Consider the following 12,271-nt stretch of genomic DNA (forward strand, 5'->3'; position numbering starts at 1 on the left):
TTTCAAGGGAACGCAGCCAGATTGTCACTATTCATTTAACTCAAGGACATCCAGATCATGAAGAATCACTTCAAGTGTATAGGCATTGTGGGACACCCTCGTCACCCAACCGCGCTGACCACACATGAAATGCTCTGGCGCTGGCTGTCCAGCAAAGGTTATGAAGTTCTGGTTGAGCAGCAAATCGCTCATGAATTACAGCTCAGCAATGTGAAGACCGGGACGCTGGCGGAAATTGGCCAGCAGGCAGACCTGGCCGTCGTGGTTGGCGGCGATGGTAATATGCTCGGCGCGGCGCGGACGCTGGCGCGCTACGATATTAACGTTATTGGCATTAACCGCGGAAATCTCGGCTTTCTGACCGACCTCGATCCGGACAACGCGCTACAGCAGCTCGCTGATGTGCTCGAAGGCCACTATATCGCCGAAAAACGCTTCCTTCTGGAAGCTCAGGTCTGTCAGCAGGATTGCCAGAAGCGTATCAGCACGGCGATTAACGAAGTCGTCCTGCACCCCGGTAAAGTAGCGCATATGATTGAGTTTGAAGTCTATATTGACGAGGTGTTTGCTTTCTCTCAGCGCTCAGATGGGCTCATCATCTCCACACCTACCGGCTCCACGGCCTATTCCCTCTCCGCCGGCGGGCCGATCCTCACCCCTTCGCTGGATGCTATCACCCTGGTGCCTATGTTCCCGCATACGCTTTCGGCCCGGCCGCTGGTGATCAACGGTGACAGTACTATTCGCCTGCGTTTTTCGCAGCGCTGCAGCGACCTCGAAATTAGCTGCGATAGCCAGATAGCGCTGCCCATTCAGGATGGAGAAGATGTGCTGATCCGCCGGTGTGATTATCACCTTAATCTCATCCATCCTAAAGATTACAGCTATTTCAATACATTAAGCACTAAGCTTGGCTGGTCGAAAAAATTGTTCTGATTTTATAGCCAGCCCCTTTACTGGATAAAAAACCCGATTATACTGTACGAAAACACAGTAATGGTTTTTCATACAGGAAGGCAGCTATGTTGGCACAACTCACTATCAGTAATTTTGCTATCGTTCGTGAGCTGGAAATCGATTTTCACAGCGGTATGACCGCCATTACCGGCGAGACCGGCGCCGGTAAATCGATCGCTATCGACGCGCTGGGGCTGTGCCTGGGCGGTCGGGCGGAAGCCGATATGGTGCGCAGAGGCGCCAGCCGGGCTGATTTATGCGCGCGCTTCTCCCTGAAAGACACGCCGGCCGCACAACGCTGGCTGGAACAAAACCAGCTGGAAAGCGGGCGTGAGTGTTTACTTCGCCGCGTTATCAGCGCAGACGGCCGCTCTCGCGGCTTTATTAACGGTACGGCGGTGCCTTTATCCCAGCTCCGCGAACTGGGACAGCTTCTTATCCAGATCCATGGCCAGCATGCGCACCAACTGTTGACTAAGCCTGAACATCAGAAGACCTTACTTGATGGCTATACCGGTGAGTATGCGCTTACTCAGCTAATGGCTGAGCGCTATCGTCAGTGGCACAAAAGCTGCCGCGATCTGGCGCAGCATCAGCAGCAAAGCCAGGAGCGCGCCGCGCGTGCGGATCTGGTGCAGTATCAACTAAAAGAGCTCAACGAGTTTAATCCGCAGCCGGGCGAATTCGAGCAAATTGATGAAGAGTACAAACGTCTGGCCAACAGCGGCCAATTGCTGTCGACCTGTCAGCATGCGCTGTCGGTGATGGCAGACGGCGAAGAATCCAATCTGCAAAGCCAGCTCTATGCCGCAAAGCAGCTGGTGAGCGAGCTGGTTGGTATGGACAGTAAACTCTCCGGAGTGCTGGATATGCTTGAAGAAGCATCTATTCAGCTTAGCGAAGCCACGGACGAGCTGCGTCATTATCACGATCGCCTCAATCTCGATCCGAATCGTCTGTTCGAACTGGAACAACGTATCTCCCGACAGATTGCCCTGGCGCGCAAGCATCAAATTACGCCCGAGGAGCTTCCAGAATTTTACCAGTCACTGCTGGAAGAGCAGCGTCTGCTGGATGATAGCGCCGGTTCCCTGGAATCCCTCAGTCAGATGGTCGTGGAGCATCATCAGTTAGCCCTTGAGACGGCGAAGCAGCTACATACCCTGCGTCAGAATAGCGCTGATGAGCTGACTCAGTTAATTACGGAGAGTATGCACTCACTTTCAATGCCACACGGTGTATTCTCCATTGATGTCGCGTTTGATGAGCGTCATCTCACCGCTGAAGGCGCAGACCATATTGAATTCCGGGTAACCACCAACCCGGGTCAGCCGCTGCAGCCAATCGCTAAAGTTGCTTCCGGAGGCGAACTCTCGCGTATTGCGCTGGCGATTCAGGTGATCACCGCGCGGAAAATGGAAACTCCGGCATTGATTTTTGATGAAGTAGATGTCGGTATCAGTGGCCCTACGGCAGCGGTGGTGGGCAAACTGCTGCGCCAGCTAGGTGAGTCAACCCAGGTGATGTGCGTTACCCACTTACCGCAGGTGGCCGGCTGCGGACATCATCATTTCTTCGTCTGCAAGGAAACAGACGGTGAAATGACCGAGACGCATATGCACCCTCTGGATAAACGCGCTCGCTTGCAGGAACTGGCCCGTCTGCTGGGCGGCAGTGAAGTCACTCGTAACACTCTGGCAAACGCGAAAGAGTTGCTTGCCGCGTAAACTTTTTGATTTTCACAGAGTCATAGTGAACAGCAAATTGCCGATAGACCTGCAGCCGAAGGTTCCCAACCGGGCAAAGGTCTATTATCATCGGCATATTACAGATGAGCCACGTACTGCTCGGGCCCAAAAAGGAATCAAATCACTATGCGCTGTAAAACGCTGACTGCTGCCGCAGCGGTTCTTCTTATGTTGACCGCAGGCTGTTCCACTCTGGAACGAGTGGTTTACCGTCCTGACATCAACCAAGGTAACTATCTGGCACCAACCGATGTAGCAAAAGTTCGTGTCGGCATGACGCAACAACAGGTTGCCTATGCCTTGGGTACGCCAATGATGTCGGATCCGTTTGGCACTAATACCTGGTTCTACGTTTTCCGTCAGCAGCCTGGGCATGAAAAAGTTACCCAGCAGACGCTTACCCTGACCTTTAACAGCAGCGGTGTGCTGACCAACATTGATAACAAACCTGCCCTGACGGCGGAGTAATAAAGCTATCAATACACAAAAAGCGCTCATTGAGCGCTTTTTGTGTATCTGCATCTTTGGTGCGAAACGGTTACTTTCCGGCGTTTTTCTCCGCCCGTTGACGACGTAGCTCTTTCGGGTCAGCAATCAACGGACGATAGATTTCGACCCGATCGCCATCATGGACGCGATCCTGAAGCTTAGCCGGGCGGCTATAAATTCCCACTTTGTTTTTCGTCAGATCGATATCGTCACGTAGCGCCAGAAGACCGCTGGCAACAATCGCCTGCTCGACCGTCGCCCCCTCCTCAAGCTTGACGCTTTGCAGATACTGTTTTTCCGGCAACGCGTAAGCCACTTCAACCACGATTTTAGCCGGCACTGTAGACCTCTTTAGCGCGCGTCGTGAATGCCTGAACCATATTCATGGCCAGTTCTTTGAAGATACGACCAAACGCCATTTCAATCAGCTTATTGGTGAATTCAAAATCGAGATGAAACTCAATTTTGCACGCTTCCGGGCTTAAGGGGATAAATTTCCAGCCGCCAATCAGCTTTTTAAACGGACCATCGACCAGACTCATCAGGATACTCTGGTTACTGGTGAGCGTATTTCGCGTTGTGAAGGTCTTACTGATACCCGCTTTGGATACGTCAACCGCCGCAGTCATTTGCGTCGGCCCAAGCTCCAGAACCCGGCTACCGGTACAGCCCGGCAGAAAATCAGGGTAGGACTTTACATCATTTACCAGTTGATACATCTGTTCAGCACTGAACGGCACCAGCGCGGTACGGCTAATCTGAGGCATAGCAGGTTCCACATATAAACACAGGGCAAATAATATCATTTATCTGCTGCTAAAAAAAACGCTGTACCGCAACTCGTGCTAAGATAGCCCATTACGCCTCGCAGGAAGATTGAGGTACGACTGTTTTAAGACGATGACTTCAGGATACTATGACTAAGAAAAAAGCCCACAAACCTGGATCAGCCACCATTGCGCTGAATAAACGCGCTCGTCATGAATACTTTATCGAAGATGAATACGAGGCGGGTCTTGCCCTGCAGGGATGGGAAGTTAAATCTCTCCGCGCAGGTAAAGCCAATATTGGCGACAGCTATGTCATTTTGAAAGATGGCGAAGCCTATCTGTTTGGCGCCAACTTCACGCCGATGGCGGTAGCGTCCACCCACTACGTATGCGACCCAACGCGTACCCGTAAGCTTCTGCTCAATCAGCGTGAACTGGATACCCTATACGGACGCATCAACCGTGAAGGTTATACCGTGGTCGCTCTTTCCCTGTACTGGAAGAATGCCTGGTGCAAAGTTAAAATCGGCGTAGCGAAAGGTAAGAAACAGCACGACAAGCGCACCGATATAAAAGATCGCGAGTGGGCAGTTGATAAAGCCCGCATTATGAAACACGCAGGTCGTTAATTGCCCTTCTCTTGAGGGTCAGCCAGCTGGCCCTCACGCTATATTGTTGTTGATGCTGATTTTTCATCCACTCTGGCGCCATAATCCTCAAAACGAGGGCTGGTCAGCGCATTCATAAATCTGTTATACTCAACGTACACATTGGGGCTGATTCTGGATTCGACGGGATTTGCGAAACCCAAGGTGCATGCCGAGGGGCGGTTGGCCTCGTAAAAAGCCGCAAAAAATAGTCGCAAACGACGAAAACTACGCTTTAGCAGCTTAATAACCTGCTCTGAGCCCTCTCTCCCTAGCTTCCGCTCTTAAGACGGGGATCAAAGAGAGGTCAAACCCAAAAGAGATCGCGTGGAGGCCCTGCCTGGGGTTGAAGCGTTAAATCTAATCAGGCTAGTCTGGTAGTGGCGTGTCCGTCCGCAGGTGCCAGGCGAATGTAAAGACAGACTAAGCATGTAGTACCGAGGATGTAGGAATTTCGGACGCGGGTTCAACTCCCGCCAGCTCCACCAAAATTCTCCATCGATGATTACCAGAGTCATCCGATGAAGTCCAAAGAGCCCGCATGGCGCAAGCCCTTCGGGCTTTTTTGTGCCTTGAATTTGTCCCGCGAAGTCTGATGCCAACTAATTAAATCCGAACCTTTTAGGCACCTTGTTAGGCACCTCATAAAGCTTTATTGTTTTTGAGGTGCCTAAAACTATGGAAACCCGGTAATGGCGAGACAAACCAAACCTCTATCCGTTAAAGAAATCGAATCTGCTAAACCCAAGGAAGCGGACTATGTGCTCTATGATGGCGATGGCCTTGAGCTGCTGATCAAATCCAGTGGGAGTAAAATCTGGCAATTTCGCTACATTCGCCCTGTCACCAAGAAACGTGCGAAGAAGAGCATCGGCCCCTACCCGTCAGTTACACTTGCCGATGCCAGAAACTACCGGGCAGAGTCTCGCTCACTCCTCGCGAAACAAATCGATCCACAGGAGCATCGGCAAGAACAACTTCGCAGTTCGCTGGAAGCCAAAACCAATACTTTCCAACTCGTGGCTGAGCGTTGGTGGAATGTGAAGAAAGCCAGTGTGACAGAGGACTATGCTGAAGATATCTGGCGCTCTCTTGAGAGAGATGTCTTTCCTGCGATTGGCGACGTTAGCGTCACAGATATTAAAGCTCATACACTGGTTCAGGCCGTTCAACCTGTTCAGGCCAGAGGGGCCCTAGAAACCGTTCGTCGTCTTTGTCAACGTATCAATGAAGTCATGATATATGCCCAGAACACAGGACTGATTGATGCTGTACCCAGTGTCAACATTGGCAAGGCATTTGAGAAGCCGCAGAAGAAGAATATGCCAAGTATTCGCCCGGATCAGTTGCCTCAGTTGATGCAAACGATGCGAACAGCCAGCATTAGCCTTTCAACACGCTGCTTGTTCATGTGGCAACTTCTTACTATCACCCGTCCCGCCGAAGCGGCTGAAGCTCGCTGGGATGAAGTAGACCTAGAAGCCCGAGAATGGAAGATTCCTGCAGCACGCATGAAAATGAACCGCGACCATACTGTTCCATTGTCAGATGAAGCAATTGCGATACTGGAGATGATGAAGCCGTTAAGTGGAAATCGAGAATTTATCTTTCCCAGCCGCATCAAGCCAAACCAGCCGATGAACAGTCAAACCGTTAACGCATCGCTTAAACGCGCAGGTTTTGGTGGGGTGCTCGTTTCACACGGTTTGCGATCTATTGCCAGTACAGCTCTCAACGAGCAAGGTTTTCCGCCTGATGTGATTGAGGCAGCACTTGCTCATGTGGATAAGAATGAGGTTCGGCGTGCTTATAACCGCAGCGATTACCTGGAGCAACGACGTCCAATGATGCAATGGTGGGCTGATTTTGTGATGGCTGCGGATCGTGGAAGTATGATTGAGGGAGGTACGAAAGGAATGCGTTTAGCGGGATGACGGATAATTAATGACAGTTCCCACTTTAGTAGTGGCCAGATGAGAATTTATATTTCAAGCGAAAGCTAATAGTTTTAGAAATCAAGCTAATTAGCATAATATCTCTTAATTGAAGGGATATGGAGCCGCAGAAATAAATGAAGACACGGCAGTATGCGCAAAAATCAATCTTCGATCTGGAAGCAATCTTCGAGCAGTCCAGCAACAATGTTAGCGAACTTGAACAGTTGTTGAGCGAGCTGACCTTTCGCAACACTGCCAGGGCGCGGACGCTGACGGCTAAAATCGAGCAATCTCTATTTGCACTTAGCGGCCACAGCGTGGTCGCCATGTCGGCTTCCAGCCCATCAACACGCCATCCCGATTCGGTGTCCATTCAATCTTCTCGAGTTGTGCCCCACAATTCGCCTGCTGCGGAAGAGCAACTGCAACTGAAGGCCATCACAGACTCTGCCATACGAGAGCAATTCGACAAAGACCAAATCGACCTTGGTCCGATCCCGTCTTTTTCTCCATCAGGTAAGGCGAATGATGCGCGAGCAATACTGGTAGCATGGACAGCCCTCGAAGCACTGTCGCCTCAAGGTTATAAACGCCCAGAGGATATGGCAACCGGCGACCGCTCTAGGGTTGCTCTATTGGAGCGAGGTGTTCCATGGGGACCAAATGCCCGCAGCAAGCCCAGTTATAAGCTTTATTTCGAGGTCATCCTCGGCTCCATCGCTCTCGACAAGGCGACGGACGAGCTGGTCAAGGTTTTTGGCGAGGATGAGGAGCGTTCACGCCCGGACGGTAAGAAAGCTGCCATCGGCTCGATCCTGATCGACAAAGAAGGCTTTGTGCTTGAGGACAAAGGCGTTGCCGTGTCCAGTTTTGCCTGGGCACTCAAGCCGGCTCTCGATCTGAAGCTTGGGAGTTTAGGGAATTGGCCGAATGTTGAGCCGCGCATTATCGAGCATCTGGATCGAATGGTTCGCCACCACAACAAAGATGGAGAACCCATACCGATCGATCTGAATGTTGTTCATAACGCTTATAAATGGCTTGTATCGCAGTTCAGTGTACCCGAGCATTTGGTTGAGCCACCCACATTCGCGATTAAGGTGTTTCATCATTTCAAGGCTAAGGCGCCGCCTGAACCTTCGTTACTGAATTCCTTCTATCTTAAAGATCTCGGTGAAGCAACCAAATTGCTCGAGACGGGCAAAGCCGGAACCGGTTTGCGCCGCTACATGGGAATTGGCAGACCTGACCAGAAAATCGACGTGCTATCGCCCATTTCCGCAGTTGAGCCGTTCGTCGCACCGTCGCTCATGCCGCAGGCTCGTTGGCCTTCGAAAGGCGGCCATCCACTGGTGCTGCTTCAACAGGCTGCCGTGAATGCGGCGCGTGCTGAGCTGAATGATGCTCCAGGTATCATCGGCGTCAACGGGCCTCCGGGAACCGGAAAGACCACTCTTCTCCGGGATATCGTCGTCGGATGCATTCTCGATCGGGCCACGGCGATGTCCGGCTTCAACAAACCGCAGGATGCCTTTTCCACAACAGGCGAGAAGCTGGCATTCGGTTCCAATGCATTCCTGCACTTCTACAAGTTACATGCATCCTTGAAGGGCCATGAGATCGTCGTAGCCTCCTCCAATAACAAAGCAGTCGAAAACGTCAGTAAAGAGCTTCCTCTCAAGGAAGCCAATGGTCGCCATGAACAGATCGCCTACTTCCGGTCCATCAGCGACCTGATTGCGAATCCCAAACGCGCCGGCTATTTCGAAGCCGAGGCCGAGGGGGACATCCCCTCCGACACTGTCGAAACCTGGGGGTTGATCGCCGCAGCTCTCGGCAAGAGCAGCAACCGAGGCGCGTTTCAGCAAGGTTTCTGGTGGAATGAAGACGGTGGTTTCCTTACCTACCTGAAAGCAGCTCGCGGCATAAATGTCATGCGTGAGATCAAGGACGAGCGAACTGGCGAAACCATCGATCGCGTGATGCCCAGCGTGGTTGTCAATGAGCGGCCCAGCACCAACGAAGCGGATGCTGCTGCGGCCTGGCAGAAAGCGCGAACCGCCTTTTTTAAACTTAAGGAGACGGTAGACGCCGAAATCGCCAGCATCGAAGAGATGCGACGGGATATCCAGGCGCTCAAGGGAGCGATCACCGAACTTCAAAGGGCTGAACAGCGTCGACCGAGTCTGAATGAAGCCGTCGAAGAAGCACACAAGACTGCTGAATCCTGCCAACGAGAGCATGAGAAGGCAAAATCGCAGATCGAGCAGGACAAGATCATGCTCGACAGCCATCTTGCTTGCCGTCCAAGTTTCTTCTCCCGTTTGTTTGCGACTGCGGCCTGGAAGTCGTGGAGATCGACACTGCAGAAGCTCTCGGCGACCTTGCAGCAATCAGTCATACGGGCGCAGGGGACGGACGGTGCCCTAGAGCTTGCAAGGGCTGAGTGGAGCAATACTGAGTCCCAGTTGCAGCAACTCGACCAGGAAATTTCCAGCAAATGTCAGGCTGTCTCGAAATTGAAGGCAACCGAGGCACAGGCACGAAACCGTATGGGAGACAGGGTCGTTGATGAGAGGTTCTTCGAGCGCGAGCACGAGTCTATCCACCTCACTGCACCATGGCTTCCCGATGAGGTTCATCGCCTGCGGGAGGATCTTTTCGCCGCTGCCCTGACTGTGCATAAAACGTTCATCGATGCTTCGGCCAGCCGCTTGCAACACAATCTTGGGTTATTGATGTCAGGCATGGTAGCTGGTGCCTTCCAGTCTTCCGCTCACCGTGAACTTCTCCCCGACCTTTGGTCAAGCCTTTTCATGGTTGTGCCGACCGTGTCCACGACATTCGCCTCTGTTCGGACGATGTTCGGGGATCTGCCACAAGAGAGCATTGGTTGGCTTCTGGTAGATGAAGCGGGCCAAGCCGTTCCTCAGGCAGCAGTTGGAGCTATCATGCGGGCAAAGCGCTCCATCGTGGTAGGTGACCCGTTGCAAATCCCACCTGTAGTTTCACTTCCTGAAAAACTGAACGCCGAAATCTGCAAGTTCTTTGACATTGACCAAGTCGAATGGTCTGCCCCCGCAGCATCTACGCAGACCCTTGCTGATCAGGCATCGCGCTTCAAATCCACCTTCGTCATGGACGTAGGTGATCGAGAAGTCGGGCTGCCATTGCTCGTTCACAGGCGTTGCCAGAACCCAATGTTTGATGTTTCTAACTCCATCGCCTATGCCGGGCAGATGGTCCATGCTGTCGGGCCTAAAAAACCCGGATCTATCGGCTCGGCTTTGGGGAGATCTCACTGGTTGGATATCAATGGCGATGCTGAGACGAAGTGGTGTCCCGACGAGGGCGAAGCGGTTGTGCGAATGCTCAAAGAGCTGGCAGCATCGGGCATTACAAATCCGGACGTATTTATCATCACACCATTCAAGATCGTAGAGCAGAACATGCGTCGGCGTCTCGACAGTGAAACTGATCTGCTTCGAACGTTCGGCGTAAAGCTGGATGAATGGTGCCGTGATCGTGTAGGCACAATCCACACGTTCCAGGGTCGAGAGGCGGACACGGTAATCCTGTTGCTGGGTGCGCCGAAAGCGAGTCAGCAAAGGGCACGTCAGTGGGCGGCAAGCCCACCAAACATAATCAATGTAGCCGTCTCACGCGCCAAGCAAAACCTGTATGTGGTCGGCTCGGTTGCTGCATGGACAGGGGCGGGAACTAGCCTTCAGGTCCTGCATCGGCAATTGGCGAAATCAGCCTAACAATCTCCGAGGTGGCCCTCATTATTGAGGGCTCATCGCGACTCATTCTTGGCTAACTTCAGTAATGGGCTGGCCGCTATGTGTTAAAAGCGGACATTCATTATACTGAAATGTTAACCGTGGGGAACTCCATCATAGTGTGGCGTCGCCCTAAAATCGCAACATATCATTTATGGCCCAGGTATCCATGTGTCTGCTTCGCTGTCTTCGGGATAATAATAACCATTAGGTATTGATTGTAGTTCTATCAGGCTGCCCCAAGGAGCCTTAAAGTAGACGCTGGCATTGCCATCGGTATCCTCATGGCGCGAATTTCCATGAATTTCCGAAAGGAACTGGCCTCCCGCTGCCCTGACCCTTTCCACCGCGTAATGTATATCGTCCACATAAAGTGAAATGTGGTTCCAGCCAAAGTCCTGTAGCCTTACCGGCCGCGCCTGTTCTCTGCTTACTATTTCAAAAAGCTCCAGATTTGGACCATTACCAATTCTTAGCAACCGCTGTTTGATAATCATTGAGCCTTCTGTCAGGCCCAACTGTCTTTCGGTATCAGTCCCTTCTCTTGGGGAATCGCTATCGGTCAGGCCGTCATAAACAAACCTGGCATCCAATGCCTTTTGCAAAAATTCTGTTGCCTGCTGCAGGTTTGGAACCGTCAGCCCCACATGATTTATGCCTCTGCTAACGGTTTGTTTTTCTCTATTTATCATAAGTATACTCTGGTTAAAAATTTGAGTGGATCAAACAGAGTTTAGTACACTTTTCATTTAATAAACGCCAGGCCTGATATTGTGTAAATTTTCTGCCGCTATAAAAGAATTTCCGTAGTTCGCTCCTTACGGACAGCTAAAGACCATAATTAATATTCATCTTCAACTTTAAGAGACATCCTGATGGCTACATGTAAGGCTTCATTGTTTATGAAGCGATATCAGGCATGATTATTCTCCACCATTCAGGTTTCATATCTTGAAATGAATGGGATGATGGCGAAAACAAGTCGCGTTGGTTGTTGTCAAATATACCGCTTAGCAAAGCAGTTACCTGAGAGTCATCAATAGCACCGACCGAGGTGCCACACTGGGCGCAAAATGCTCTGGATGAAGCTGCTGATGAGCGGAACAGCGATGGTGCCCCCCCTTCGGCAGTCCATTCAACATCTGCGGAATCAAATTCAATCCATACTGCGGTGTGACAGCCAGTATGTTTCTGGCACATATCGCAGGAACAGGAATGAGGGGAAGAAGGATTTATCGCTGTGAATCTGATGAATCCACATAAACATCCACCTGACAATTTCATATCCATCGAGCCCTTGTAAAATGTTCAGAGAAACAAAGATAGCATCGACCGCTCCTTGCTCATAACACAACCTCAGCGCCAATGTTCGTATTAGATCTGTGCTGGGAGCGGACGTTGCATTCCAGCGATTATTTCTTAAGAATTAATGTTCGATTGTGATGAGGGCAAACACTATGCTACTCGATATGTTAAAAAGACTCGAATGTTCTCTTCATGGCAGCAGGCGGAAAGAACGGAAATGGCTTGAACAGATACTCCATGAGAAATTCAGCGAAATAACGCGCTCAGGTGTATTAGTTGATCGTGCACAGACTATTGAAGCCCTTTTGGGTGAAGATAACGTTCCAGCTATTCTTAGTAGTGATTTTCGGCTTATCAGCGCTGGAGATAATTTCGCAATATTGCACTACAGAACTGTCAATCCAGATGGTAGTCATGCATCCCTTCGTTCTTCATGCTGGGAAATATCTAAGAACGGGCAATGGAAATTGGTATTCCATCAGGGAACACCTGAGGCACAGAGCGTGTAGGTGTCAAATACAAAGTCCGCTCCTCGCTCGTAGCGGACCTTCAGTGTCACCGCCTTCGTCTGCTCTGTGCCAAAAGCGGAAGTTCGACTTTTTGTACAGATCCTCAAGACAACATTTTCTCCATGCC

The 12,271-nt window shown here is 51.1% G+C and carries 11 protein-coding genes and 1 other RNA gene; 8 read left to right on the forward strand and 4 right to left on the reverse strand.

What is annotated here, in order from left to right:
• Nucleotides 1–57 precede the first annotated feature (57 nt).
• From nadK to bamE, 3 genes are all read left to right on the forward strand, one after another.
• Complete coding sequence (gene nadK, locus IAE27_RS25390) at nucleotides 58–936, forward strand: NAD(+) kinase (RefSeq protein WP_004104646.1); 879 nt, start codon at nucleotides 58–60, stop codon at nucleotides 934–936.
• A gap of 86 nt (nucleotides 937–1,022) precedes the next feature.
• A complete protein-coding gene (recN, locus tag IAE27_RS25395; protein ID WP_154022929.1) occupies nucleotides 1,023–2,684 on the forward strand; it encodes a DNA repair protein RecN in 1,662 nt (553 codons plus the stop codon).
• A 147-nt stretch (nucleotides 2,685–2,831) separates the two neighbouring features.
• Nucleotides 2,832–3,173: an outer membrane protein assembly factor BamE gene (gene bamE / locus IAE27_RS25400; protein WP_004104649.1), complete on the forward strand. Its 342-nt coding sequence runs from the start codon at nucleotides 2,832–2,834 to the stop codon at nucleotides 3,171–3,173.
• Nucleotides 3,174–3,243: 70 nt separating this feature from the next.
• Here the strand turns inward: bamE and IAE27_RS25405 are convergent, their stop codons facing one another.
• Together IAE27_RS25405 and IAE27_RS25410 are read right to left on the reverse strand one after the other, a co-directional pair.
• Nucleotides 3,244–3,534, reverse strand: coding sequence for an RnfH family protein (locus IAE27_RS25405; RefSeq protein WP_004104651.1), 291 nt, complete (start codon nucleotides 3,532–3,534; stop codon nucleotides 3,244–3,246).
• Nucleotides 3,524–3,961: a type II toxin-antitoxin system RatA family toxin gene (locus IAE27_RS25410; protein WP_004104653.1), complete on the reverse strand. Its 438-nt coding sequence runs from the start codon at nucleotides 3,959–3,961 to the stop codon at nucleotides 3,524–3,526. The genes IAE27_RS25405 and IAE27_RS25410 overlap by 11 nt, the downstream gene beginning before the upstream one ends.
• Nucleotides 3,962–4,110: 149 nt before the next feature.
• On the opposite strand from IAE27_RS25410, the gene smpB reads away from it, so the two are divergent.
• From smpB to IAE27_RS25430, 4 genes are all read left to right on the forward strand, one after another.
• Nucleotides 4,111–4,593 (forward strand): SsrA-binding protein SmpB, encoded by a 483-nt coding sequence (gene smpB, locus IAE27_RS25415; RefSeq protein WP_004104655.1) that lies wholly within the window; start codon nucleotides 4,111–4,113, stop codon nucleotides 4,591–4,593.
• 143 nt (nucleotides 4,594–4,736) lie between these two features.
• Nucleotides 4,737–5,099, forward strand: a transfer-messenger RNA (tmRNA) gene (gene ssrA / locus IAE27_RS25420).
• 204 nt (nucleotides 5,100–5,303) lie between these two features.
• Nucleotides 5,304–6,545: an integrase gene (locus IAE27_RS25425; protein ID WP_004114511.1), complete on the forward strand. Its 1,242-nt coding sequence runs from the start codon at nucleotides 5,304–5,306 to the stop codon at nucleotides 6,543–6,545.
• Between the two features lie 137 nt (nucleotides 6,546–6,682).
• Nucleotides 6,683–10,312, forward strand: a complete 3,630-nt coding sequence (locus tag IAE27_RS25430) for a DEAD/DEAH box helicase (RefSeq protein WP_200092981.1) — start codon at nucleotides 6,683–6,685, stop codon at nucleotides 10,310–10,312.
• Between the two features lie 170 nt (nucleotides 10,313–10,482).
• Here IAE27_RS25430 and IAE27_RS25435 read toward each other — a convergent pair whose 3' ends face one another.
• On the reverse strand, nucleotides 10,483–11,022 hold the full coding sequence (locus IAE27_RS25435; RefSeq protein WP_200092983.1) for a VOC family protein: 540 nt from the start codon (nucleotides 11,020–11,022) through the stop codon (nucleotides 10,483–10,485).
• A 208-nt stretch (nucleotides 11,023–11,230) separates the two neighbouring features.
• Entirely contained in the window at nucleotides 11,231–11,620 is a 390-nt protein-coding gene (locus IAE27_RS25440) for a GFA family protein (RefSeq protein WP_200092985.1), read from the reverse strand.
• A 167-nt stretch (nucleotides 11,621–11,787) separates the two neighbouring features.
• On the opposite strand from IAE27_RS25440, the gene IAE27_RS25445 reads away from it, so the two are divergent.
• Complete coding sequence (locus IAE27_RS25445; protein ID WP_200092986.1) at nucleotides 11,788–12,144, forward strand: DUF4440 domain-containing protein; 357 nt, start codon at nucleotides 11,788–11,790, stop codon at nucleotides 12,142–12,144.
• Nucleotides 12,145–12,271: the final 127 nt, after the last annotated feature.

This window comes from Klebsiella sp. S69 (genome assembly GCF_016516145.1).
Lineage (GTDB): Bacteria > Pseudomonadota > Gammaproteobacteria > Enterobacterales > Enterobacteriaceae > Klebsiella > Klebsiella oxytoca.